Here is a 25987-nt window from a genome sequence, read left to right as displayed (position 1 = left end):
GCTTTAGAGAACAAGAATTGTTCGCATTGTAAGGGTGAGTGATTGCATTGAGCAATCGCCGCTGATCAAAGGATTCAGCACAACCCGTCATCTCGTTTTGCTTATGAGAATATTTATCATTAATATCCTGTTACTTTTCTGACTGACGCATCGACGCCCATGACCCCTCCCGAATACAAGGATGGCCCTGGCAGTGAATCGCGCCATGGACGTGCGCATTTTCTGCAGGTGTTTTTATCCCAGCGCCCGCAAATGGAAGCGTTGGTGAGCCGTCGCGTGGGCTGTCGGGCCACGGCGGCTGATCTGGTTCAGGATTTATTTCTGCGGTTCTGGCGGCGGCCCCTGGTCCAGGTCGAGGAGCTGGGCACTTACTTATTGCGCTGTGCGGGCAATATTGCGATTGACCACTTGCGCAGCGAAGGCACCCGAGATCGGGTCAACCAATATTGGCAGTCCGAACCTGATGCTCAATGCAGCGAGCCTCAGGCAGCACTGGAGGCGGGTAATGATTTGCGTCAGGTAGAAGCGGCCTTGCGTCGCCTGCCTGAGCGCACGCGGCATATCTTTTTGCTCAATCGCATTCACGGTCGTACCTATGCCGACATCGCCAAGGTCATGGGCGTGTCCCAAAGTGCTGTCGAAAAACATATGATGCGCGCCCTAGAGGCCTGCAAGGCCAGCTTGCGTGAGCCGCCAGGGACAGCATTGTGACCCATCATTCGACTATTCAGGTGACACCCGAGCAGGAGCGCACGGCGCTGCAATGGCTGAGCGTGCTGCACGATCAGCCAGACAGTGGTGACCAGGCCACCTTCAGCCGCTGGCTGCAAGCCGACCCTGCCCATGCGCAGGCTTACGCCCAGGCGCAAGTGGTGTGGGAATTGAGCGAAGTGGCTGGCAGCACCTTGGCCGACGAAGACGCGCTGGTGTTGCAGCGCTACCTCTCGCAGATGAACGTGAGCCGTCGCAGTCGCATCGCGCGCTGGTCCAGCGGGTTGGCAGTGGCGGCGTGTCTGCTGCTGACGGTCGGCGTGTTTGCGGGCTGGCAACCGATGCGCTGGGTGAATGACCTGGGTGCCGATTACGTCAGTGCGCCGGGGCAAGTGCGCACGTTGACCCTGGCCGATAAATCCGAAGTCACGCTGGGTGCGGACAGCGCCATCGCGGTCAATTTCAACGGCATTGAGCGCCATGTCGAGTTGCGCCGTGGCGTGGCGTTCTTTCATGTCACCCACACGGGTCAGCCGTTTGTGGTGGATGCCGACGGCGGCGAAGCGCGGGTACTGGGCACTGAATTTGAAGTCCGCTTGCAGCCGGGCGGCGCGCAGGTCACGGTGTTGTCCGGACGGGTCGGGGTCAAGGCTGACAAAGATGCGCCGCAGCAGATTCTCACCGCCGATCAACAAGTGGCCTACTCCTCTGGCGTGGCAGAGACCGTGCAGCGCGTCGACAGCCTCGCACAGTTGGGTTGGCGCACAGGCTGGCTGACGTACTACAAAACGCCGCTGGTTGACGTTGTGGCCGACCTCAAGCGCTATTACCCAGGCCAGATTGTGTTGTTGAACACTCAATTGGGGGATCGGCGCATCAGCGGCAGTTTCCCCAGCCAGGACCCGCAAGCGGTCATCAACTCACTGCAAGGCGTACTGGGGTTTGAGCAGCACAGCCTGTTGGGGCGGGTGATTGTTCTGCGTTAGTTTTTTTGCTCTCAGGGGCTTTAAATTTTCAAATAAAAATTATTTTTCAATCTCAGGTGAGGTAAACCACGCGCTCATCCGTGTAGTGCTTGAAAATGCGAAAAATTCGCATTCCGTACAGGTCACACACAGGTCATGAGCATGAAGTCCAGGGCAAAGTCGGCGGCAGGCGGTTTGGTAAAGCAGTGGTTGGGCGCGTCGGCGCTGATGATGGCGGGCCTGGCGCTAAGCCCGCTGAGCGTGGCGTTGGCTGAAGGTTCTGCCCAGCAGCAATCAGTGGCCCTGTTTGACTTCAATATGCCGGCTAAAGCGTTGCCTCAAGCACTCAACGATTTCAGCCGGGTGACGGGTTTGAGCGTGGTCTACACCGACGAAGCGCCCTTTGGCCTGCAAGCCCCGGCGGTCAAGGGCCGTATGAGTGCTGACCAAGCCTTGCAGCAATTATTGGCGCAGTCGGGTTTTAACATCCGCCGCATCGACGGTAAAACCTTTGCTCTCGAACCCCAACCGACCGAGGGTGCCTTGAACCTGGGCGCCACCAGCATTACGTCGCAGCTGCAAAACGACACCACCTATCAACCACCGGCCACGACTTCCGTGATGCGCGGCACAGGCTCGTCGATGGAAGTCCCGCAAACCATCAACGTGGTGCCCGCGCAGGTGATTCGCGATCAGGCACCGCGCAATCTGGATGATGCGCTGAACAATATCAGCGGCATTACGCAGGGCAACACGCTGGGCAGCACCCAGGACTCGGTCATGAAGCGCGGTTTTGGTGACAACCGCGATGGTTCGATCATGCGTGATGGCATGCCGATCGTGCAGGGGCGGGCGCTCAATGCCACGGCTGAGCGAGTCGAAGTGCTCAAAGGCCCGGCCTCGTTGCTGTACGGTATTCAAGACCCTGGTGGCGTGGTCAACGTGGTCAGCAAAAAGCCCCAATTGCAGCAGTACAACGCGCTGACTGTTCGTGGCTCGAGTTATGGCTCAGGCAAGAACGGCAGCGGCGGCAGCCTCGACAGCACCGGCCCGATTGGGGATTCGGGGCTGGCTTACCGGATGATCATCGACCACGAAGACGAAGATTACTGGCGCAACTTTGGCGTGCATCGCGAGACGATGGTGGCCCCGTCGCTGGCCTGGTATGGCGACAACACCCAAGTCTTGCTGGCGTACGAACACCGTGAATTTCTGTCGCCGTTTGACCGCGGCACCGCGATCAACCCCGCGACCAATCATCCGTTGGACATCCCGGCCACGCGCCGTCTGGACGAGCCGTTCAACAACATGGAAGGGCGTTCGGACCTGTACCGCTTTGAAGTCGATCATGACCTCAACGACGACTGGAAAGCCCACTTCGGGTATAGCTGGAACCGCGAAACCTACGACGCCAGCCAAGTGCGCGTCACAGCCGTTAACTCGGATGGTACGTTGACTCGCAAAATGGACGGCACCAAAGGCGCCCTCACCACCGACCGTTTCTCTACTGTCAGCCTGCAAGGCAAGGTTCAGGCGGCGGGAATGCAACACGACCTCGTATTCGGTTTTGATGACGAATACCGCAAAATTTACCGCGCCGAGTTGATTCGTCAGAACAGCACGTCCACGTTCAGCTACCTCAACCCGGTGTACGGCAATGAAGTGGCCGGCACGACTGTCAGCGCCAGCGACAGCAACCAGACCGATCTACTGCGCAGCGACTCATTGTTTGCCCAAGACTCCATCCACCTCACCGATCAATGGATTCTGGTGGCGGGTGCGCGGTTTCAGAAATACGACCAACTGGCCGGTAAAGGTATTCCGTTCACCGCTAACACCGACACCAATGGCGTGAAATGGGTACCGCGTGCCGGTCTGGTGTACCGCTACACCGATGAGCTGTCGTTCTACGGCAGCTACACCGAGTCGTTCAAGCCAAACTCCAGCATCGCCCCGCTGGATGGCGGCATGGTGCTGGATTCGGCCATTGCCCCTGAGCAGTCCAAAGCCTGGGAATTGGGCGCCAAGCTTGATATTCCGGGGCGCATCACTGGCACGGTGGCGTTGTACGACATTAAAAAGCGCAACGTGCTGGTGTCGACCACTGTGGGCGAAGACACCGTGTACTCGACGGCGGGTCAGGTTCGTTCACGCGGACTTGAGCTGGATGTCAGCGGTCAGTTGAGCGACAACTGGAGCCTGATCGGCAGCTATGCCTACACCGATGCCGAAGTGACCAAAGACACCACCTACCAAGGCATGCGCTTGCAGAACGTGGCCAAAAACAGTGGCTCGGTCTCGGCGGTGTATGACTTCGGCAATATCATCGGCGGTGACAAACTGCGCGTCGGCGCGGGCGCACGTTATGTGGGCGAACGGGCAGGTGATGCCCTGAACGATTTCGACCTGCCGGCCTACACCGTGGCGGATGCCTTTGCCACCTACGACACCCACATCGAAGGGCAGAAGGTCAAATTCCAGTTCAACGTGAAAAACCTGTTTGACCGCACCTACTACACCTCGGCGGCCAGCCGAACCTTCGTCTCGATAGGCGATTCGCGCCAGTTCACGTTCTCCAGCACCTTGGAGTTTTAACGTAGCGTCGGTGCTGTTACATAAGGAGGGGATATTAATATCCTCTCTTTAAAAACGGTATTTTAATGGGGGAGGTTTAGTCGGTTTTTGTGAGTAAATATTTAATGTGTGCAAATTGTTTCGTGAGTTGGATATTCAATTCCGGTGCGTCTAAGGTGACTATTTATGGAGTGATGATTAATTTATAAGGAAATTTATCTGTGTTGGATGAAAGTGATTTGGATGAAAAGTCTGCTGACGATTTTGTGAGAGTTCGTATGAATAAGTCTGCTCGCCTGTCAACGGGTTGGTCTTTTTCTAAGCAGAGTCAATATAAGTATATTGGTGGCCCCAGTGTGATTGTGGACGCGGGAAAACTGAAGCTAATACAGTACTTTAAATGGGTCGGACAGACGATTCACAATGATATTGTTGTCTGTGACGGTTCGGCGCTAGAGGGCAAGCATAGCCGTCTTTTACGCAACGCTACGGGGATGCCTAATTCCAGTTTTGCGGCAGCGAAGTATGGAGACACCCTATACCTTTTTTATGTGAACGATGATTATCAGCTCAGAGGCCTTGAAGTATATGGGGTCAACGACTGGGGCGTTATACCAGATCTGAAAATTGCGGCTAATGATCGTCCCGCTCTTGCTGTGTTTAATGATGCTCTTTTTATGATTTTTCAAGGTAATACAGAGGGTGAGGTCTGGTATAAGATTTTCGATAGCAATGGTTGGGGTAATCACATAAGAATTACCGGAATTCAAATGAGTTTTTCACCCAGCTTGGCTGTTTTCGAAAATAAACTGTACTGCGCATTTCGTGGGTTTAATGATAGTTGGATCTGGACAATGGTCTATGAAAACGGTCAGTGGTCGCCCCATCAAAAAACTAGCATGACGGCAGAAGGTCCTCCTTCTCTGTGTGTCCATAATGGCACCTTGTATTGCGCCTATGTGGCAGCTGGTACGGACAAACTATGCATTTCACACCGGCAGCTAGGTGAGTGGGTTGGACATGATATTTTGGTAGGACAACGCTCTTCGCATGAGCCTGCACTGGTCAGTTTTAATAATAAATTGCACTATTTTTATTTGAATAATCGAGTTATGAACTGCACGACCCATTCGGGTATTTAAGTGGCACGTTAACAGTGATTGGCTCGCACCAGAATGATGGGCCATTGCAAGTACTGTTGTTTTCAGGCGCTGTACGGCATGTATCTGCGCTCAGTTATGCGGCGTTGAAAACAGCCTCGCCTAATCTTCGCTCGAAAACAATTCGTACAGACCCTAACGTAACGCCAATCGGTATTCCCCCGGCGTGGCGCCCATGGCTTGCTTGAACCGATTGGTGAAATGGCTGGCGCTGGCAAAACCACACGTCAGGGCAATGTCCCCCAGCGCCAGTGAACCGCTGCGCAGCAACTCACGGGCCCGGCTCATTCGCCGGGCCAGCACGTATTGGTGAGGCGGTACGCCGAAGCTTTCACGAAACATCCGCGCAAAGTGATACGGCGACAGCGCGCATTGCGCGGCCAGTTGCCCGATGCTGATCGGCTCGGCCAGCGAGTGTTCGATATGCTCGACCAATTGGCGACGTTGCCAGGCCGCCAAGCCGCCTTTGAGTTGTAGCCCGTCGCGCATGCCCACCTGACTCAACAGCGCATGGTCAAGCACGGCGCTGGCCAGGCTGCTGGTCAGCAAACGCTCGCCCGGTTCGCTCCAGTTCATGTTGATCAACTGATGAAAGCGCAGGCTTTGCTGCTCGTCGTCTTGAAACGTGATCTCGCGCAGTTGCAGGGTGCGGGGTTCGCGGTCGAGCAACGTGATGCAGCCCAGTGCGAATTGCTCCTGACTGACATACACGTGGGCCAGCCGGATTTCACCGTTAATGATCCACGAGGACTCATGCTCGGCTGGCAGCACGCAGAGTTTGCCGGGTGCGCCCCTGGCCCCCGGTTTTTCGCGGCGAAAGGTACCGGTGCCGCCCGAGATGTAGCACGACAAGGTGTGGTGAGTCGGCGCCTCGTAGAAACGCGCGTCATGATGGTTGCTCCACAACGCCGCAGCCATGCCGTCACCCAGTTCGGCGCAGTGCTCCAGTCGGGCGTTGGGCGAGCTGCCCATGGCTTGAAAGACTTGCAGGTTGTGCAGTGTGTGCATGATCAGATCTCCAACGTTTTGCATCCTACTCCGTCGCGCGCCGCCTGCCAGCCCCGTTCAAACAAAAGCGCAAGAATCTGCAAGTGCAGCCATGCGCCAGCCCGCACACTGAACGTCATTGACTGGAGTGCGCCATGAACCTGTTTTTATATGCGTTAACGGTACTGATCTGGGGTACCACCTGGATTGCCCTCAAACTGCAACTGGGCGTTGTTGCGATTCCGGTGTCGATTGTTTATCGCTTCGGCCTGGCGGCGTTGGTGCTGTTTGCCTTGTTGTTGCTCAGTCGTCGACTGCAAGTCATGAACCGGCGCGGCCACCTGATTTGTCTGGCTCAGGGCCTGTGCCTGTTCTGCGTGAACTTCATGTGCTTTTTAACCGCCAGCCAGTGGGTGCCCACGGGGCTGATCGCGGTGGTGTTTTCCACCGCCACACTATGGAACGCCCTGAATGCGCGGGTGTTCTTCAAACAGAAAATCGCCCGAAACGTGATCGCCGGGGGCGGCTTGGGGCTGCTCGGGTTGGCACTGCTGTTCTGGCCTGAATTGAGCGGGCACACCGCAACCCCTGAAACCCTGCTGGGATTGGGGTTGGCCCTGATCGGCACGATGTGTTTCTCGGCGGGGAACATGTTGTCTAGCCTGCAACAAAAAGCCGGGCTCAAACCACTGACCACCAATGCCTGGGGCATGTTGTATGGCGCGAGCATGCTGGCGTTGTACTGCGCGTTTAACGGCATCCCGTTCAACATGGAATGGAACACGCGCTACATCGGTTCGTTGCTGTACCTGGTGATTCCGGGTTCGGTGATTGGCTTTACCGCGTACCTGACCCTGGTCGGGCGCATGGGCCCGGAGCGCGCGGCGTATTGCACCGTGTTGTTCCCGCTGGTGGCGCTTAACGTGTCTGCTTTTGTTGAGGGATACCAGTGGACGGCACCCGCCTTGGCCGGATTGGTGCTGGTGATGCTGGGCAACGTACTGGTGTTTCGTAAGCCCAAGCCCGTGCCGATGACGGCCAAACTGGCTTGAGCAAATCCTGTAGCTGCTGCCGAAGGCTGCGATGGGTTGCGCAGCGACCCTGTTGTTGAAGGTCCTTCGGCCCTTATCGCAGCCTGCGGCAGCGGCTACAGATTTCGACTGGTTTAGCCTTTGTAGACCTGAGGATTGACCAGATCTTGCGGGCGCTCACCGAGCAAGGCGCTGCGCAGGTTGTCCAGCGCACGATTGGCCATGGCCTCGCGGGTTTCGTGGGTCGCCGAACCAATGTGTGGCAAGGTCACGGCGTTTTTCAACGCAAACAACGGTGACTCGGCCAGCGGTTCCTTCTCGTACACATCCAGGCCAGCGCCGCGAATCGTGTTGTTTTGCAACGCTTCAATCAGCGCCGCTTCGTCCACCACCGGACCCCGCGAGATGTTGACCAAAATCGCGCTTTTCTTCATCAGGTTCAGTTCGCGATGGCTGATCAGGTGTTTGGTTTTCTCGCTCAACGGCACCACCAGGCACACAAAGTCCGCCTCGGCCAGCAACTGATCCAGCGTGCGGAACTGCGCGCCCAGTTCTTGCTCAAGTTCAGTCTTGCGGCTGTTGCCGCTGTACAGAATCGGCATGTTGAAACCCAGACGGCCACGACGGGCGACGGCGGCACCAATGTTGCCCATGCCAACAATGCCCAGGGTTTTGCCATGCACATCGGTGCCAAACAACGCAGGCCCCACGCTGGCCTTCCATTCCCCGGCTTTGGTCCAGGCATCAAGCTCAGCAACGCGGCGGGCACTGCTCATGATCAGCGTAAAGCCCAGGTCGGCGGTGCTTTCAGTCAGTACGTCGGGGGTGTTGGTGAGCATGATCCCGCGCTCGTTGAAGTAGTCGACGTCGTAGTTGTCGTAACCCACCGACACGCTGGACACCACTTCGAGGTGTTCGGCGTTTTCCAACTGCTGGCGACCCAATTTGCGGCCTACGCCGATCAAACCATGGGCGTGGGGCAGCGCCTCATCGAACTGGGCGTTGATGTCGCCCAGCTTGGGGTCCGGCACGATGACGTTGAAGTCCTGTTGCAGGCGCTTGACCATTTCTGGTGTGACGCGGCTAAAGGCTAGTACGGTTTTCTTTGCAGTAGAAAGGCTCATCGGAACAAGGCTCGTCGGCTGTCGGGAATGTAAGCACGCTAACATTCATTACCAACTTTTGCAGCGCCCTAGCGTTTTCAGAGTGCACTGAAGCGCTGCGCCAGGCCCTGCTCGGCAAATTGCTCGATGATGAAATCGACAAATGCGCGGGTCTTGCCGGGCAGTAATTTGTGTTCGGCGTAGTAGATCGAAATGATCCCATCGTCGACATACCAGTCAGGCAGCACGCGCACCAGTTCGCCGCTGCGCAGGTAGGGCACGGCGAACGGCATGCTCACCAGTGCGACCCCCAGGCCTTGGGACGCGGCGACGCAGGCGGCTTGCGAGTCGCTCATGGTCATTCGCGCTTTGAGGCTCAAGGGCGCGTGTTCACGGGTGCGGCTGGTCAATTGCCACGTGCGTACACGACCGGTTTGCGGGGAGCGGATCAAGATGCCATCACCGTGCTCCAGGTCTGCGGGCGTCAGGAGGGCCGGGTGTTGTGAAAGGTAATCGCCAGAGGCCACTAACACGCGATGGGCGGGCGTGAGCCTGCGTGCGACGACGCCCTGCGGCAGCTCGAAGCCGCCGCCAATGGCGGCATCAAACCCTTGGCCGATCAGGTCCACCTGGCGGTTATCAAAGTGCCAGTCGGGCGTGATCGACGGGTAACGGCGCAAAAACTCGCCCAGCAGCGGCACGACATACATCACCCCAGTGAGCACGCCCATGCTGACTTTGAGCGTGCCGACGGGGCGACCTTCGGCGCTGGCCAAGTTGGCTACCGCGTTCTGAATCGTCGTCAGGCTGGGTCCTACTTCGGCCAAAAACACCTTGCCGGCTTCAGTCAGGGTCAGGCGGCGGGTGCTTCGCTGGAACAAGCGAACACCGACCCGAGCCTCAAGCTTGGCCACGCTTTTACCTACGGCGGCAGGGGTCAGGCCCAGTCGCCGGGCGGCTTGCGCAAAGCTGCCGACTTCGGCGCTACGAACGAAGCATTCGATACTGCTAAAGCTTTCCATGAGGGCCACTCACAACTTTTAGTTGACACAGACTATAGCAATCACGGTCTACCCGGCTGGGTGGCCGAGGTCGATACTCGCTCCATCGACAAGGCAATCTCGCCTGACAACATTGGAGCAACTCATGAGCACAGCAAACCTTCACGGCAAAGTCGCTTTGATTCAGGGCGGCTCACGCGGCATCGGTGCCGCCATCGTCAAACGTCTGGCGGCACAAGGCGCGAGCGTTGCCTTTACCTTTGTCAGTTCGGCCAACAAAGCCCAAGACCTGCAAAACAGCCTGATTGCCAGCGGCAGTAAAGCCTTGGCCATTCAGGCTGACAGCGCCGATGCCCAAGCAATTCGTGACGCTGTTGATGCCACCGTCAACGCGTTCGGGCGTCTGGATATTCTGGTCAACAACGCGGGCGTACTGGCCGTTGGGCCACTGGAAGATTTCAGCCTGGAAGACTTTGATCGCACCTTGGCTATCAATGTGCGCAGCGTATTCGTGGCCACCCAGGCGGCGGCTAAATACATGACCGAAGGCGGGCGCATCATCAACATCGGCAGCACCAATGCCGAGCGCATGCCATTTGCTGGCGGCGGGCCATATGCCATGAGCAAATCGGCGCTGGTGGGCCTGACCAAAGGCCTGGCTCGCGACTTGGGCCCGCGGGGCATCACCATCAACAACGTACAGCCGGGCCCGGTGGACACGGACATGAACCCGGCGTCGGGCGATTTTGCCGACAGCCTGATCCCATTGATGGCCATCGGCCGATATGGCAAAGCAGAAGAAATCGCCAGCTTTGTCGCTTACCTGGCCGGGCCGGAAGCGGGCTACATCACCGGGGCCAGCCTGACGGCGGATGGCGGCTTTAGCGCCTGATGACCTGTGAGTGCGATCTCGTAGCAGTTGCCGAGCTTGCGAGGCTACGTCCGGCTGCGCAGCAGTCGTAAAGTCAGGCACTGCCGGGTGTCAGTTAAACCCTGCACTTAGGGTTTTACGACTGCTTCGCAATCGGACGTAGCCTCGCAAGCTCGGCAACTGCTACGAAATCGGCTTGCAGCACACCCTAGAGTCTGCGCGATTGTTTTTCAGCTATACGTCGCCAATTCCGCCTGATGAGCCGCCAACAGTTCTGGCAGGGAGCTGCGCAAGTACTCGACCCAGGTTTTGATCTTGGCATCCAGGTACTGGCGCGACGGGTAGATGGCGTACAGGTTCAGTTCTTGCGAACGGTAGGTGGGCAACATGCGCACCAATGTGCCGTTGCGCAGGCCGTCGATGGCGGCATACAGCGGCAGCACGCCGACGCCCATGCCGCTGGTGATCGCGGTGCGCATCGCATCCGCCGAGTTGACTAAAAACGGCGATGAGTTGATCAAGACCATTTCCTGGCCCTCAGGCCCTTCAAATACCCATTTATCCAGGGCAATCACCGGGCTTACCAGGCGCAGGCAGGCATGGTTGAGCAGGTCGCTGGGCTTGGTCGCGCAGCCGTGGGCTTTCACGTAGTCGGGCGAGGCGCAGACGATGCTGTAGGTAATGCCCAGACGCTGTGACACAAAGCCCGAGTCCGGCAGTTCGGAGGCCAGCACGATAGAAACGTCGTAGCCCTCGTTAAGCAAATCCGGCACGCGGTTGGCCAAGGTCAGGTCGAAGGTCACGTCCGGGTGGGTCTTGCGATAACAGGCAATGGCGTCGATCACAAAGTGATGCCCGATGCCGGTCATGGTGTGGACTTTGAGCTGGCCTGCCGGGCGCGAGTGCGCATCGCTGGCTTCGGCCTCGGCTTCTTCCACATAAGCCAGAATTTGCTCACAACGCTGCAAGTAACGTTTGCCGGCTTCGGTCAGGGCAATACGTCGGGTGGTGCGGTTGAGCAAGCGGGTTTGCAGGTGCGCCTCAAGGTTGGAGACCGCGCGCGAGACGTTAGCGGTGGTGGTGTCCAGCATGGCAGCGGCAGCCGTGAAACTTCCGGCTTCGGCTACGCAACTGAAGGCGCGCATGTTTTGCAAAGTGTCCATGGAGTGCTCTCAAGGGGCGGTATAGGGGACAACAACAAAGGGGCAGCAGTAAATTGTGACACGAAGTTTCAGCGTTTACAGGCAGGTTTGCATTCGACCAACGGATTATCCCAAGAACGGTAATAAAGATTCACAGTAATGCCAGCTTATCGTTGCGCTTGCCAAGCCATAGACTTCTCTATCTCAAGCCTTCCCCCCTATGTCAGGAATTTGCAGCAGTGCAGCGTCGCATCAGCAGAGAGCTTAAAGCCCTCAGTGTTCTGGCTTTATCGTTGGCATTAAATGGTTGTATCGGTTTTGGTGGCATTGCACCCAAAGGTGAAATGCTCAATGCCAATGCGTTGGCCACTGACGAGGCGATTAAAAGCGCCGCGCAAGACGCAAACTGGCCAAAGGCCCAGTGGTGGCACGCTTATGGCGATCCACAACTGGACAGTTGGATCAATCTGGCTGTTCAGGGTAGCCCAACCATGGCCATTGCCGCCGCCCGTGTTCGTCAGGCCAAGGCCATGGCGGGTGTCGCGGAGTCTGCCGAATCGCTGCAGGTTAATGGCACTTCGACGCTTAAACGCCATCGCTGGCCATCGGACCAATTCTATGGCCCCGGTGATCTGGACAGCGCTAACACGTGGGACAACAACGCCCAGTTAGGCTTCAGCTTTGCCCTCGACCTGTGGGGTCGCGAAAGCAACACCACCGAGCAGGCGGTGGATATGGCGCACATGAGCGTCGCGCAAGCGCGTCAGGCGCAACTTGAATTGCAGAACAACGTGATTCGCACCTATATCCAGTTGTCGCTGCATTACGCGCAACTCGACATCATCGAATCGACCCTGCACCAGCAAGAGCAAATTCGTGATTTGGCCCAGCGTCGACTGGACGGTGGCATCGGCACCCATCTTGAAGTCAGCCAAGCGCAAGCCCCGCTGCCCGAAACCCATCGCCAGATCGACGCACTGGAAGAAGAAATCGCCCTGACACGTAACCAGCTGGCTGCGCTGGCGGGTAAAGGTCCGGGGGAGGGTGCGCGTCTCAAGCGTCCAACGCTGGCGCTGAACACGGCACTCAAATTGCCCTCAACCCTGCCAGCCCAACTGCTCGGCCAGCGTCCAGACGTGGTCGCCAGTCGTTGGGAAGTCGCCGCTCAAGCGCGTGGCATAGACGTCGCCCATGCGGGTTTTTACCCGAATGTCGATTTGGTCGGCAGCATCGGCTTCATGGCCACTGGCGGGACGGCGCTGGGCTTTTTGACTGCGCAAAAAATGAGCTACAACGTGGGGCCGGCGATTTCCTTGCCGATCTTTGATGGCGGTCGCCTGCGTTCAGAGTTGGGCGCGGCCTCGGGTGGCTATGACCTGGCAGTGGCCAAGTACAACCAGACGCTGGTGGATGCGCTCAAAAGCATCTCTGACCAACTGATCAAGCGTGAGTCGATGGACAAGCAGCACGTGTTCGCTGCCGAGTCGGTGGCGGCTGCGCAGAAAACCTACGACATCGCCATGATCGCCTACCAGCGTGGCTTGACCGACTACCTCAACGTGCTCAATGCGCAAACCTTGCTATTGCGTCAGCAAAACGTGCAGCAGCAGGTCGAGGCGGCGCGACTGAGTGCTCACGCTGAGTTGGTAACGGCGCTGGGTGGCGGCCTGGAAGCGGGCAGCGATGTGCCCAAAGACGACCGTTATGTGCCGAACAAACCGCCAGCGGTCATGAGCCTTTTTGACCACTGATGGATAGCTCCTACGTAGAGTTTCAGCCCATTTTGAGAGCCTGTAGATGAACCATTTACCTGCCCCGGTACGCTGGCTGTATTCGCTGGAATGGCGCCGAGGCTTTTTTGACTGGGCGCGCAGCGATGGCGTGACCTGGGTTCATATTTTCAAAGTATTGATCGCAGCGTTCCTGACCTTATGGCTCGCCATGCGCCTGGAACTGCCGCAACCGCGCACGGCGATGATCACCGTGTTCATCGTGATGCAGCCACAAAGTGGCCAGGTATTCGCCAAAAGCTTTTATCGGTTTTTGGGCACCCTGACGGGCTCGGCGGTGATGGTGGCGCTGATTGCGCTGTTTGCCCAAAACACCGTGCTGTTTCTGGGGTCACTGGCGATTTGGGTCGGCATCTGCTCGGCCGGTGCCGCCCGCTGCCGAAACTTTCGCGCGTATGGCTTCGTTCTGGCCGGTTACACCGCCGCGATGGTCGGCCTGCCTGCACTGGCACACCCGGACGGCGCGTTCATGGCCGCCGTGTGGCGGGTGCTGGAAATCTCGCTGGGTATCTTGTGTTCCACCGTGGTCAGCGCCGCCATCTTGCCGAAAACGGCGGGGGCAGCGATGCACGACGCACTGTACAAACGCTTTGGCGTGTTTGCAGGCTTTGTTGCAGAAGGCCTGCGCGGGCAGTCGACACAAGAAGCCTATGAAGCCAGCAACGTGCGCTTTATTGGCGAGAGCGTGGGCCTGGAAGGCATGCGCAGCGTGACCGTCTTCGAAGACCCGCACATGCGTCGTCGCAGTGGTCGCCTGAGCCGCCTCAACAGCGAGTTCATGGCCGTGACCACGCGTTTCAACGCCTTGCATCAACTGCTTGCGCGGCTGCGCACGCGGGGCGTGGAACCTGTCATCTCGCTGGTTGAGCCAGAGATGCAATTGCTGGCGCAACTGCTCGATCCGTACAACGGGCGCTCCCTGACCGATAAAGACGCCGTTGTATTGGCCGAGCAACTGGCCGCGTTCAAGGATCGTCTGCCAGGGCATGTGCGTGCGCTGCGCGTCAGTTTTCTCGAAAGCCAGCCCAGCGACACGGATTTCCTGGACTTCAACACCGCCTTTGAACTGCTGTTCCGCTTTGTGGACGATTTGCACAACTACGCGCTGACCCATGCGTCGCTGGCCGACCACACGCACGAACGTGAGCGTTGGGACCAACCCTTTATCTCGCAGACCAACTGGTGGTCGGCGGCGGCCTCAGGGATTCGGGCGGCGTTTATCCTGGTGGTACTGGGTACCTACTGGGTGATGACGGCCTGGCCGAGCGGCGCCACCATGACTTTGATCGCGGCAGCCACGGTCGGCCTGTCGGCGGCCACGCCCAATCCCAAACGCATGGCGTTTCAAATGGCCTGCGGGACGTTCATCGGGGCGATCGTGGGCTTTGTCGAAATGTTCTTCGTGCTACCGCACATCGACGGCTTCCCGTTGCTGTGCCTGGTGTTGACCCCAGTCATCGTCTTTGGCTCGTTCCTGACCTCGCGGGCCAACTACGTGGGGGTTGGCCTGGGCTTGCTGATCTTTTTCAGCACCGGTTCGGTGCCCGACAACCTGACTATTTACAACCCGTACCAGTTCATCAACGACTACATCGCCATGGTGCTGGGCATGCTGGTGTGCGCGGCGGCGGGGGCAATCATCCTGCCGCCCAACAGCCGCTGGCTGTGGAGCCGTCTGGAACAAGACTTGCGTGAACAAGTGGTGTACGCCATCAGCGGCAAGTTGCGTGGTTTGAGCTCTAGCCTCGAAAGCCGTACCCGTGACCTCATGCACCAGGCGTATGGCTTGGCCACGGGGCAGCCCAAAGTGCAGCGTGAACTGTTGCGCTGGATGTTCGTGGTGCTGGAAGTGGGGCACGCGATCATCGAATTGCGCAAAGAACAGGCGATTTTGCCGGTGCACCCGGCGTATGCCGAATCCCAGCCGTGGCGTCAGGCCATTCGGGTGATGGGCCGCTCGCTGGTGCGCTTGTTTATCGCCCCCAGCGAAAACAACCTCGAACGTGCGTTGATCGCCGTCGATCACGCTATCAGCCGAGTCCAGGCCACCGATGAACCCTTTGCCCGCAACTTCGACACCTCGGCGTTGGTACGGGTGCAAAGCTACCTGCACTTTATTCGTTCTTCACTGCTCGACCCGCAATCGCCGCTGGCGGCTTACGCCCAGCCGCAAGGACTTGAAAATGCCTCGTGAAATCGCCTTCCACGGCGTCTACATGCCCACCATGACCCTGATGTTCTTTATCGCGGCGGGGTTGGCGTGGGGCTTTGACCGACTGTTTTCCGGCTACGACCTGTACCGCTTCTTCTGGCACCCGGCGCTGTTGCGCTTGAGCCTGTTTGCCTGTCTTTTTGGCGCCATGGCGCTCACTGTTTACCGTTGAGACTGATCCGATGAAAAAGTTCTTCAGCCTGCTCGCCACCTTGCTGGTTTTGGCCCTTGCGATAGGGATCGGCCGCACCCTTTGGGAGCATTACATGAACACCCCGTGGACCCGTGATGGCCGGGTACGGGCTGACATCATCAACGTTGCTGCTGACGTGAACGGCTACGTGGTCAACGTGCCGGTCAAAGACAACCAATTGGTGAAAAAGGGCGATGTGCTGCTCGAAATCGACCCTGAGCACTACGTCATTGCCGTGAAACAAGCCGAATCGCTGGTGGCTTCACGCAAGTCCACCTGGGAAATGCGCAAAGTAAACGCCCGTCGCCGGGCCGACATGGACAACCTGGTGATCTCACGTGAAAACCGTGATGACGCGAGCAACATTGCCGACTCGGCACTGGCTGATTACCAGCACGCACAGGCCCAACTGGACGCAGCCAAACTCAACCTCAAACGTACCAAAGTGCTGGCCACGGTCGACGGCTACGTGACCAACCTCAACGTGCATCCGGGTGACTATGCGCGGGTTGGTGATCCGAAAATGGCCGTGATCGACATGAACTCGTTCTGGGTGTACGGCTTCTTCGAAGAAACCAAACTGCCGCACGTCCGTGTGGGTGACAAAGCAGAGCTGCAAATGATGAGCGGTGAAGTCTTGAAAGGCCACGTAGAAAGCATCTCGCGCGGTATCTACGACCGCGACAACCCCGAGAGCCGCGAACTGGTGGCAGACGTCAACCCGACATTCAACTGGGTGCGTTTGGCCCAGCGGGTACCCGTGCGTATCCACATCGATGAAATCCCTGAGGGTTACTTGTTGGCGGCAGGCACCACCTGCACCGTGATCGTGCAGCAGGACGATAAGTAATTCTGTAGCCGCTGCCGAAGGCTGCGATCTGGCGCGAAGCGGCAGCGCTTCTAAGGTTTCGCGTACATATCCATTTGATTTATTACGGCTTTTTACGGGTTTCGCCCTTACGGCGAGTTCCTTTTGGCAAACAGCCCCAAAAGGAACCAAAAGGTCCTTGCCCTACCATACGGCCGAGCTCGCTTAGGCTCGCCCGGTGCCCTCACTCCGGCACTGTTATGGGGGCACGCTGCGACGGGCCATCCTTGGCCCGGCGCAGCTCTCCCGGCATCCATGCCGGTCGACCCCCATAACAGCACCTGCGTTCAGCCTCCTGTGAGGGGCCTTTGAGTTGTTCATGCCATCGCGTGGCGGCAGACGTAATTTTCAGGTCAAAAGCGTAGCCAGCGTTCGCCGCGAACTGCTTGTGATCTGGCTTTTGATCTTGATCTACCTGCGACTTCGGGAGGCCGAGTGCAGGTTTCGCGTAGTGGGTTGACCGGCATGGATGCCGGGAGAGCCGTGTTGGGCCATGGATGGCCCGTCACGGCGTGCTCACGGAGCTAACCTGCGCGAGGGAACCTTCGCGAAGCGAAGGCCGTACGTGGGAGCAAGGCCTTTTTGGGAACTTTTGTGGCTGCTTGACAAAAGTGCCTCGCCGTAAGGGCGAAACCCGTAAAAAGCCGTAATAAATCAAATGGATATGTACGCGAAACCTTAAAAGCGCTGCCGCTACGCGGCAGATCGCAGCCTGCGGCAGCGGCTACATACCCCGCACGTATCAGCGCATCAGCAAAACGTCTCATGCAAATGACGCCACACCACCTTCCCATGGGCATCACGCTCAAACACCACCGTAGCCCGACGATCATTCTTCGGCGCATCAGGCCGCTCTTGCAACTCGCGATAACTGACCACCGCACCGTGCTCATACAAGGCAAGCCCCTCGAACTCGCTGAGCGTAATCTTCAACCCCGGGCGCATCCCCCGCAGTGGCTCAAACAACCTCTCCAAACCCTCCAGATCCAACACTGAACCACTGGGCGTAATCATCGAAAATTGCGCTGAAAAACGCCTCAGCAACGTTGGCAAAACACCAGGATTTTCCCCGCTAAACCAACGCTCAATCTCGGCAAGCGTTTCAGTCACAAGGCCAAAGTAGCTTGAATAAGCAGTCATCACAGTTTCCATATCAGGGCGCCAGCCAGGCCAGCACGCGTGGGGTATCGAAGCGTAATACGGGGACAAGCGGCACCCGCGTCAAAAGCATAGGGCAAAGGCGTGTTGCCCATGCGCAGCATGCCACGCGATCAACAGCGTACAAGCCCTTGAGCAAACCGGACAGGGTGTTGCGATCTTGCCGGACTGGCTAATTGAAGACGACTTGCAGGCAGGCAGATGGGTGCACCTGTAACTGACTCGCCAAAGGGTTTATGCCTTATATCCAGGTACACGGCACTTACCGCTTAAAGTTCGGGTGTTTATCGAGTTTATGAAGGTGTATGGCTAAATAGTTAGCACCCTCTACTAAAGTTATAACTACATTGTTTTTCTGATTTTATTAAAAAATATATAAGCGGTGGCGGTGTGCGTTGTATGTGCGTTAAATGATAACGCTATGTGTGTTGCATTATCATAGGATGGTTTTCTATGTGATGTCCGTGTTAATTCTGTGTGTATCACATGCCCATCAAATGTGTAGGTTAACAAGGTGCTCTTCAGGGCGATCCCCTGCGTTTTGATATTGTCAGCCGTGAGGCTAATATTGGTCCTGCCTGTTGGCGATGCAGCGGGTATGCATGAACTTGGAAGTTGTCCACCTGACCGTTGTATTTAACTCGCGCTGTATAGGTGTGTGCCATGGTTAACGAATGGATTCGTAGAGTGTTTTTAGTGTTGTCTTCATACGAGAGATCATACTCGTGTCGCCTGAATGCCACGGTTTCAGGCCCTGTGGCGGCTTTACTGCCCGTATTTTCCCTTTGGTCTTTACAGGCCTTCTCAGCATTCAGCTCAGCACCTAACAGGCCAATAGCGGCACTGTGCAGTGACCAGACACGACACCTGGAACTGCGTGAAGAAACCGGTGTGGGTTGAGTTAATAAGCACTTGGCAATCTTGCTAAAACAATAATCCCTTTTAATTCTCGGCCGTTAATACGGCCGTTGAGGCGTCTTGCGCTCTTTTTTATATCGCGCACACAAGGCCCTTCAAACTGTCGAATAGAGTAGGTGTGAGATGAGCAATATAGTGATTGTCGATAAGGCAACGGGCGTGAAGTCAGAGCAGGCCTTGGGCTCTGTCAGTCTTAAAGGGACGAGCATTGTAAAACTGCCCTTTGGGCCTGACAGTGTTCAGTCGTTTCAACAGTCTGGAAACAACCTGATCATCACGCTCAAGTCGGGAGAGACGGTCACTGTTCAGAACTTCTTTGTGGTGGGCAGCGACGGTTCCGCTAACCAGCTTGTGATGGAGGGCAGTAACGGCGCCTTGCTGTTGGGCCAATATTCATCCCCGTATTCGGGTTTTACATTCAGCCAAATTTCCAGCCTCGACGATTTGACCTTGGCGGCTGCTGCTGGCGGCAGTAACTCCATCCCGAGTTGGGTCCTGTGGGGGCTCGGCCTCCTGGCCGTGGGTGGCGCAGCTGCTGCAATCGGTGGCGGCGGTGGCGGTGGTGGTCATCACTCAGATGGTGGCGACACAACAGCCCCGGGTGCCCCGACCAACCTTGCCGTGAGCAACGACGGCCTGTCAGTCATCGGCCGAGGCGAGGCGGGTGCCAGAGTCACCGTCAAAGATGCGGCTGGCAATGTGGTCGGCACAGGCACCGTGGGCTCTGACGGTAACTTTCAGGTTCCTCTGAACACGCCGAAAACCAACGGCGAAACCCTCGATGTCACCTTGACCGATGCCGCAGGCAACCAATCGCCACCTGGCAGCGTCGTTGCCGGTGATACCACGGCCCCCGACGCGCCCAGCGATCTGGCCGTTAGCACTGACGGCCTGACCGTCAGCGGCAAGGGCGAGCCGGGCTCGACCGTGACCATCAAAGATTCAGCGGGCAATGTGATCGGTACAGGCACCGTGGGTGCTGACGGCACATTCAGCGTTACCCTCGACGCCCCGCAAAAAAATGGTGAAACCCTCGATGTCACCTTGACCGATGCGGCTGGCAACGTATCACCGGTCAGCAGCGTGGACGCAGGTGACACAACAGCCCCCGATGCGCCTACCAACCTCGCCCTGTCGAGCTCGGACGGCGTGACCTTTAGCGGCAAAGGCGAGCCTGGCACCCAGGTCAAAGTCAAAGACGCTTTGGGCAACGTGATCGGGACCGGCACTGTGGGTGAGGACGGTAATTTCAGCGTTACCCTGAACGCACCTCGCACCGCAGGCGACCAGCTAAACACGACCCTGACCGATGCCGCGCAGAATGAATCCCTTCCGGGCAGTTTTATCGTCATTGGCCCAGTGGAGGAAGAAGACATCACCCCTCCAGAACCGCCCACAGACCTTGCCGTCAGCAATAACGGCCTGCTGCTCAGCGGCAAAGGCGAGCCTAATGCCAGCGTGGAAGTCAAAGACATCAATGGCAACGTAATTGGTACGGGCACCGTGGGTGCCGACGGCACCTTCGAAGTCAGCCTTGATCCACCTCAGGTCAACGGCGAAGTTCTTGAAGTTACATTGACCGATGCTGCCAACAACGTCTCCGACCCGGCGAGCGTAACGGCGCCCGATATCGACGAAACTGACGCTGACGCTGACGCTGACGCCGATGCCGATGCCGATGCTGATGCTGATGCCGACGCAGATGCCGATGCTGATGCTGACGCTGACGCTGATGCTGATGCTGATGCTGATGCTGACGCTGATGCTGATGCTGACGCCGACGCTGACGCTGACGCTGACGCTGACGCTGACGCTGACGCTGACGCTGATGCCGATGCCGACGCCGACGCTGATGCTGATGCTGACGCTGACGCCGATGCCGATGCCGATGCCGATGCCGACGCCGATGCTGACGCCGACGCTGACGCCGACGCCGACGCTGATGCGGACGCCGATGCTGACGCCGACGCCGACGCCGACGCCGATGCCGATGCCGATGCCGATGCTGATGCTGACGCCGATGCCGATGCTGATGCTGATGCTGACGCCGATGCCGATGCCGATGCCGATGCCGATGCCGATGCTGACGCAGATGCCGATGCGGACGCTGATGCTGATGCTGATGCTGATGCTGATGCCGACGCGGATGCTGATGCTGATGCTGATGCTGATGCTGATGCTGATGCTGATGCCGACGCGGATGCGGATGCCGACGCCGATGCTGACGCCGACGCGGATGCCGATGCTGACGCCGATGCTGACGCCGACGCCGATGCGGATGCCGATGCTGACGCCGATGCCGATGCCGATGCCGATGCTGATGCCGACGCCGACGCCGACGCCGATGCGGACGCTGATGCTGATGCCGATGCCGATGCTGACGCTGACGCTGACGCCGATGCCGATGCCGATGCCGATGCCGATGCCGATGCCGATGCCGACGCGGATGCCGACGCGGATGCCGACGCCGATGCTGACGCCGATGCCGATGCCGATGCCGATGCCGATGCCGACGCGGATGCCGATGCCGACGCCGACGCCGACGCCGACGCTGACGCGGATGCCGATGCCGATGCCGATGCCGATGCTGATGCCGACGCCGACGCCGACGCCGATGCGGATGCTGACGCCGACGCAGATGCCGATGCCGATGCCGACGCGGATGCTGACGCAGATGCCGATGCCGATGCCGATGCCGACGCTGATGCCGACGCGGATGCCGACGCTGACGCTGACGCTGACGCTGACGCGGATGCCGATGCCGATGCTGATGCCGACGCCGATGCTGATGCCGATGCCGATGCCGATGCCGATGCCGATGCGGATGCGGATGCGGATGCGGATGCGGATGCTGATGCCGACGCCGACGCCGACGCCGACGCCGATGCCGATGCTGATGCGGACGCCGATGCCGATGCCGACGCGGATGCCGATGCTGACGCCGACGCCGACGCCGACGCCGACGCCGACGCCGATGCTGATGCTGATGCTGATGCTGATGCCGACGCCGACGCTGATGCGGACGCCGATGCTGACGCCGACGCCGACGCCGACGCCGATGCCGATGCCGATGCCGATGCTGATGCTGACGCCGATGCCGATGCCGATGCCGATGCTGACGCAGATGCCGACGCCGATGCTGATGCTGATGCCGACGCCGACGCCGACGCCGACGCCGACGCCGATGCGGACGCTGATGCTGATGCCGATGCCGATGCTGACGCTGACGCTGACGCTGACGCTGACGCTGACGCTGACGCTGACGCTGACGCTGACGCTGACGCTGACGCTGATGCCGACGCTGACGCTGACGCGGATGCTGACGCCGACGCCGACGCCGACGCCGACGCCGACGCCGACGCTGATGCGGACGCCGACGCTGATGCGGACGCCGACGCCGACGCCGACGCCGATGCCGACGCGGATGCTGACGCAGATGCTGACGCCGATGCCGATGCCGATGCCGATGCCGATGCCGATGCGGATGCTGATGCCGATGCCGATGCCGATGCCGATGCCGATGCCGACGCGGATGCTGATGCCGACGCCGACGCCGACGCCGACGCGGACGCGGATGCCGATGCTGACGCAGATGCCGACGCCGATGCCGATGCCGATGCCGATGCTGACGCCGATGCTGATGCTGATGCTGATGCTGATGCTGATGCTGATGCTGATGCCGACGCTGATGCGGACGCCGATGCTGACGCCGACGCCGACGCCGACGCCGACGCCGACGCCGATGCCGATGCTGATGCTGACGCTGACGCCGATGCCGATGCCGATGCCGATGCCGATGCCGATGCTGACGCCGATGCCGACGCCGATGCTGATGCTGATGCCGACGCCGACGCCGATGCGGACGCTGATGCTGATGCTGATGCCGATGCCGATGCCGATGCTGACGCTGACGCTGACGCTGACGCTGACGCTGATGCCGACGCTGACGCTGACGCGGATGCTGACGCCGACGCCGACGCCGACGCCGACGCCGACGCCGACGCTGATGCGGACGCCGACGCTGATGCGGACGCCGACGCCGACGCCGACGCCGATGCCGACGCGGATGCTGACGCAGATGCTGACGCCGATGCCGATGCCGATGCCGATGCGGATGCTGATGCCGATGCCGATGCCGACGCCGACGCCGACGCCGACGCCGACGCTGACGCTGACGCTGACGCCGATGCCGATGCCGATGCCGATGCCGACGCCGACGCTGATGCGGATGCGGATGCTGACGCGGATGCCGATGCTGATGCGGATGCGGACGCCGATGCCGATGCCGATGCGGATGCTGATGCGGATGCTGATGCGGATGCGGATGCTGATGCGGATGCTGACGCTGACGCTGACGCTGACGCTGACGCTGACGCTGACGCTGACGCTGACGCTGACGCTGACGCCGATGCTGACGCCGATGCCGATGCCGATGCTGATGCCGACGCCGATGCGGACGCCGATGCCGATGCCGATGCGGATGCTGATGCTGATGCTGATGCTGATGCGGATGCTGATGCGGATGCGGATGCTGATGCCGATGCCGATGCGGACGCTGATGCTGACGCCGACGCCGACGCCGACGCCGACGCCGACGCGGATGCCGATGCTGATGCTGATGCTGATGCTGATGCTGATGCTGATGCTGATGCTGATGCCGACGCAGATGCCGATGCGGACGCTGATGCTGATGCTGATGCTGATGCCGATGCTGACGCCGACGCCGACGCCGACGCCGACGCTGATGCCGATGCCGATGCGGACGCTGATGCGGATGCGGATGCTGACGCCGATGCCGATGCCGATGCCGATGCGGATGCGGATGCGGATGCGGATGCTGACGCGGATGCCGATGCCGATGCCGATGCCGATGCGGACGCTGATGCCGATGCCGATGCCGACGCAGATGCTGATGCCGACGCTGATGCGGATGCCGATGCCGACGCCGATGCGGATGCGGATGCTGACGCGGATGCCGATGCCGATGCCGACGCTGATGCCGACGCTGATGCCGATGCCGATGCCGATGCGGATGCTGATGCCGACGCCGATGCCGATGCCGACTCGGACCCAGTCGCTTACGACGATCTTGTTAAGGTCGATATAACGCTCAAGCCAGTAACCTCGACTGAGCCGTTACTCGATATGAGGGTGTTTACGCTGTTGGAGGTCATCGGCCTCCCTATCATCAGCCAACCTACTAAAGCGCAGACGTTCACTGTCGAGAGTGGTTCTAGCGGCACTTTGAATCTGAACTTCACTGAAGGTAATTTGGTTTCGCTCTTCAAGGGCGGGATTAGCGCGACGCTTGAAGTCAGCGATGGCAAAGGTGGGTGGATTGGGGTTGAGCAAGGCAAGATTGGCGCAGGCTTGCTTGATCTGTTGGGGCTGTTTGGTTCAAGTGGTTCAGCGCAGATCAAAGACCTGCCAGCCGGTGAGTATCGTTTTACGCTCAAACTTGATCCGAGCCTGGTCTCAGTGGGGACCTCGGCAGCAGTGACATTGAACTTGACCAATGACAGCTTGACCGAGTTCACCGGTGAAGCGGGGGGGCCAATCGTGGGCAATGTCGTGACTGACATTGGTGTTGGTGGTGAAACCGACAATCCGGGTACGGGTGGGCCGGTCAAGGTTCAGGTCCAGGTCAATGGTGAGTTTGTCGATGCCGGTGCTGAAGGGGCAGGTACTGTGTTGCAAGGTCTCTACGGCACGCTGACCATCGATGTTAACGGCGGCTACACGTACGTTTCGAACGGCAATCCTGCGGGCATCGGCAAGGTAGATGCCTTTGAATATCAACTGATCAATGCAGAAGGCGGGACATCCAAGGCAAACCTGTATGTGCGCATCGACAGCCCAGGCTCGACTATTGTCTGGAACGACGATAATCCTGCAGAGCCAGGGGTGATTACGCCAGTTGCTAACGATGACGTGGGCTCAGCACAGATCCACCTGGTCCCTCTGGTCGGGGCGCAGGAGTCCTTGGCTGACGTGGTCTACGCGGCACCTTTTATTGGCCAAACAACGCATGTCGGTACCACTCACACGGTGGCTGCGAACACCACGGCAACCTTTGTGCTCAACAACGTCTCCACGGGCGCGCTACTGAGTGGCACAACGTATGTGTTGCAGAAGTTGGTCGGAACCCAATGGGTGGATCAGACCCCCGCTGCGGGGACGACTCATACCTACTCAGGCATGAGTGCTGGTGATTATCGCGTTAAGGGGCAGACATTTGCCGTGTTGGGAGGAGGCTCAGTAACGATTACTGAAAAAGTGACCACCACCTTCCTGAACCAGCTGGTTCCGGGTGAGAAAGTACCTGCCACCGGCAACGTACTGACTGACACCAGCTTGTCCGGCTCGGACACACTCGGTTCTCCGTTAACGGTGCTCAGTGTCAAAGATGCGGGCGGTTCGTATGTGGCGGCGCAGGTGGCAGGTACTGCAATCGCTGGCATCTACGGTACGTTGCTGCTGTTTGCTGATGGCAAATACATCTACACACTGAATGCCAATCTGACAGAGGACAAGGTGGGCCAGGTGGATCACTTCACCTACAAACTCACCTCCCCGAGCGGTGATAGCGACACGGCTGAGCTGTATATCCGCCTTGAATCTCCAGAGCGTCCATTGTTCTGGGACGATTCAAATCCGGGAGCCCCTGGCTCGTCGACACCGGTGGTGGCTGCACTGTCCGTCGAAGAACATTCAACGGCTGTAGATGACAGTGCCGCTACCGATGGCCATGCCACGGGTGATCACAGCGACCATACGGTCGTTGCCGATACCGAGTTCACCCACGTCGACAACGTCGCGGGTGTGGATGGGTTGCTGTGGGAGGGTGGTGATGCCGCCATCAACCTCACGGACCTGATCGGCAAGGTCAGCGGGATCGACACCATCGACCTGAACACTGTCAGTGCGGTTGATCTGACCTTGAGCCTCGAAGATTTGGTCTCCCTCACGGGGCCTGAGTCGGAGCGGCTGATGATCCAGGGCGATGATCAGGACAGTGTTCATCTGACCGGCAATTGGTCATCGGGTGTGAGCCAGGTAGAGAACGGTCTGGAGTATGTGATCTACACCAGCCAGGAAGATCCGACTCATCAACTGTGGATCCAGAACGGGATCAGTGTGGTGTAACGCGGCAGTGCACGACCGGGCCGCAAGGCCCGGTTTCCTTCACACACGGCATTGCGATGGTGGATCGTTACGGGGTTGAGTAACGGTTCATCGTTGTATGCATCGCCAAGTGAATAGCGTGCAGGTGAATTCCCCAACGCTGTTTCGCAGAGTGAGC

Annotated in this window: 16 protein-coding genes and 1 pseudogene; 12 read left to right on the top strand and 5 right to left on the bottom strand. The window is 58.7% G+C overall.

What is annotated here, in order from left to right:
- Positions 1-159 precede the first annotated feature (159 nt).
- From RHM56_RS17970 to RHM56_RS17955, 4 genes are all read left to right on the top strand, one after another.
- On the top strand, positions 160-711 hold the full coding sequence (locus tag RHM56_RS17970) for an RNA polymerase sigma factor (protein ID WP_322234634.1): 552 nt from the start codon (positions 160-162) through the stop codon (positions 709-711).
- A complete protein-coding gene (locus RHM56_RS17965) occupies positions 708-1697 on the top strand; it encodes a FecR family protein (protein WP_322234632.1) in 990 nt (329 codons plus the stop codon). Before RHM56_RS17970 ends, RHM56_RS17965 begins: the two co-directional genes overlap by 4 nt.
- A gap of 141 nt (positions 1698-1838) precedes the next feature.
- Complete coding sequence (locus RHM56_RS17960) at positions 1839-4271, top strand: TonB-dependent receptor (protein ID WP_322234630.1); 2433 nt, start codon at positions 1839-1841, stop codon at positions 4269-4271.
- A gap of 200 nt (positions 4272-4471) precedes the next feature.
- A complete protein-coding gene (locus tag RHM56_RS17955) occupies positions 4472-5392 on the top strand; it encodes a hypothetical protein (protein WP_322234628.1) in 921 nt (306 codons plus the stop codon).
- 153 nt (positions 5393-5545) lie between these two features.
- Here the strand turns inward: RHM56_RS17955 and RHM56_RS17950 are convergent, their stop codons facing one another.
- Positions 5546-6418, bottom strand: coding sequence for an AraC family transcriptional regulator (locus RHM56_RS17950; RefSeq protein WP_322234626.1), 873 nt, complete (start codon positions 6416-6418; stop codon positions 5546-5548).
- A 134-nt stretch (positions 6419-6552) separates the two neighbouring features.
- Here RHM56_RS17950 and RHM56_RS17945 point away from each other — a divergent pair, with 134 nt between their 5' ends.
- Entirely contained in the window at positions 6553-7449 is an 897-nt protein-coding gene (locus tag RHM56_RS17945; protein ID WP_322234624.1) for a DMT family transporter, read from the top strand.
- 113 nt (positions 7450-7562) lie between these two features.
- Here RHM56_RS17945 and RHM56_RS17940 read toward each other — a convergent pair whose 3' ends face one another.
- Both RHM56_RS17940 and RHM56_RS17935 read right to left on the bottom strand, forming a co-directional pair.
- Positions 7563-8552, bottom strand: coding sequence for a D-glycerate dehydrogenase (locus tag RHM56_RS17940; RefSeq protein WP_322234622.1), 990 nt, complete (start codon positions 8550-8552; stop codon positions 7563-7565).
- Between the two features lie 77 nt (positions 8553-8629).
- The gene (locus RHM56_RS17935) at positions 8630-9553 is read right to left on the bottom strand and encodes a LysR family transcriptional regulator (RefSeq protein WP_322234620.1); all 924 of its coding nucleotides are present in this window, start codon (positions 9551-9553) and stop codon (positions 8630-8632) included.
- Between the two features lie 124 nt (positions 9554-9677).
- Between RHM56_RS17935 and RHM56_RS17930 the strand changes: the two genes are divergently transcribed.
- Positions 9678-10424 carry a 3-oxoacyl-ACP reductase family protein gene (locus tag RHM56_RS17930; RefSeq protein WP_322234618.1) on the top strand — a complete coding sequence of 249 codons (747 nt, stop codon included), beginning with the start codon at positions 9678-9680 and terminating at the stop codon, positions 10422-10424.
- Positions 10425-10633: 209 nt separating this feature from the next.
- On the opposite strand, the gene RHM56_RS17925 is transcribed toward RHM56_RS17930, so the two are convergent.
- Positions 10634-11566, bottom strand: a complete 933-nt coding sequence (locus RHM56_RS17925) for a LysR family transcriptional regulator (protein ID WP_322234616.1) — start codon at positions 11564-11566, stop codon at positions 10634-10636.
- Positions 11567-11784: 218 nt separating this feature from the next.
- On the opposite strand from RHM56_RS17925, the gene RHM56_RS17920 reads away from it, so the two are divergent.
- The 4 genes from RHM56_RS17920 to RHM56_RS17905 are packed head-to-tail and all read left to right on the top strand — an operon-like array spanning position 11785 to position 16590.
- Entirely contained in the window at positions 11785-13296 is a 1512-nt protein-coding gene (locus RHM56_RS17920) for an efflux transporter outer membrane subunit (RefSeq protein ID WP_322234614.1), read from the top strand.
- Positions 13297-13342: 46 nt separating this feature from the next.
- Positions 13343-15529 carry an FUSC family protein gene (locus RHM56_RS17915; protein WP_322234612.1) on the top strand — a complete coding sequence of 729 codons (2187 nt, stop codon included), beginning with the start codon at positions 13343-13345 and terminating at the stop codon, positions 15527-15529.
- A complete protein-coding gene (locus RHM56_RS17910) occupies positions 15519-15719 on the top strand; it encodes a DUF1656 domain-containing protein (RefSeq protein ID WP_016781859.1) in 201 nt (66 codons plus the stop codon). The genes RHM56_RS17915 and RHM56_RS17910 overlap by 11 nt, the downstream gene beginning before the upstream one ends.
- Before the next feature lie 10 nt (positions 15720-15729).
- On the top strand, positions 15730-16590 hold the full coding sequence (locus RHM56_RS17905; RefSeq protein ID WP_322234610.1) for an HlyD family secretion protein: 861 nt from the start codon (positions 15730-15732) through the stop codon (positions 16588-16590).
- Between the two features lie 768 nt (positions 16591-17358).
- Here the strand turns inward: RHM56_RS17905 and RHM56_RS17900 are convergent.
- Positions 17359-17748 carry a DUF4440 domain-containing protein gene (locus RHM56_RS17900; RefSeq protein WP_322241805.1) on the bottom strand — a complete coding sequence of 130 codons (390 nt, stop codon included), beginning with the start codon at positions 17746-17748 and terminating at the stop codon, positions 17359-17361.
- 139 nt (positions 17749-17887) lie between these two features.
- Between RHM56_RS17900 and RHM56_RS17895 the strand changes: the two are divergent.
- A pseudogene (locus RHM56_RS17895) lies at positions 17888-18079 on the top strand (LysR substrate-binding domain-containing protein); the annotation flags it as partial.
- 728 nt (positions 18080-18807) lie between these two features.
- A complete protein-coding gene (locus RHM56_RS17890; RefSeq protein ID WP_322234608.1) occupies positions 18808-25830 on the top strand; it encodes a BapA/Bap/LapF family large adhesin in 7023 nt (2340 codons plus the stop codon).
- The last annotated feature ends 157 nt before the right edge of the window (positions 25831-25987 follow it).

The organism is Pseudomonas sp. CCC3.1 (assembly GCF_034347405.1).
GTDB lineage: Bacteria > Pseudomonadota > Gammaproteobacteria > Pseudomonadales > Pseudomonadaceae > Aquipseudomonas.
This window is presented reverse-complemented; position numbering and strand designations above follow the sequence as displayed.

Bases quoted from the DNA above. Each gene is read 5' to 3' on its own strand.
- RHM56_RS17970 (WP_322234634.1), top strand. From the start codon at position 160: ATGACCCCTCCCGAATACAAGGATGGCCCTGGCAGTGAATCGCGCCAT.
- RHM56_RS17930 (WP_322234618.1), top strand. From the start codon at position 9,678: ATGAGCACAGCAAACCTTCACGGCAAAGTCGCTTTGATTCAGGGCGGC.
- RHM56_RS17900 (WP_322241805.1), bottom strand. From the start codon at position 17,748: ATGACTGCTTATTCAAGCTACTTTGGCCTTGTGACTGAAACGCTTGCC.
- RHM56_RS17960 (WP_322234630.1), top strand. From the start codon at position 1,839: ATGAAGTCCAGGGCAAAGTCGGCGGCAGGCGGTTTGGTAAAGCAGTGG.
- RHM56_RS17940 (WP_322234622.1), bottom strand. From the start codon at position 8,552: ATGAGCCTTTCTACTGCAAAGAAAACCGTACTAGCCTTTAGCCGCGTC.
- RHM56_RS17910 (WP_016781859.1), top strand. From the start codon at position 15,519: ATGCCTCGTGAAATCGCCTTCCACGGCGTCTACATGCCCACCATGACC.
- RHM56_RS17925 (WP_322234616.1), bottom strand. From the start codon at position 11,566: ATGGACACTTTGCAAAACATGCGCGCCTTCAGTTGCGTAGCCGAAGCC.
- RHM56_RS17950 (WP_322234626.1), bottom strand. From the start codon at position 6,418: ATGCACACACTGCACAACCTGCAAGTCTTTCAAGCCATGGGCAGCTCG.
- RHM56_RS17945 (WP_322234624.1), top strand. From the start codon at position 6,553: ATGAACCTGTTTTTATATGCGTTAACGGTACTGATCTGGGGTACCACC.
- RHM56_RS17905 (WP_322234610.1), top strand. From the start codon at position 15,730: ATGAAAAAGTTCTTCAGCCTGCTCGCCACCTTGCTGGTTTTGGCCCTT.
- RHM56_RS17935 (WP_322234620.1), bottom strand. From the start codon at position 9,553: ATGGAAAGCTTTAGCAGTATCGAATGCTTCGTTCGTAGCGCCGAAGTC.
- RHM56_RS17890 (WP_322234608.1), top strand. From the start codon at position 18,808: ATGAGCAATATAGTGATTGTCGATAAGGCAACGGGCGTGAAGTCAGAG.
- RHM56_RS17915 (WP_322234612.1), top strand. From the start codon at position 13,343: ATGAACCATTTACCTGCCCCGGTACGCTGGCTGTATTCGCTGGAATGG.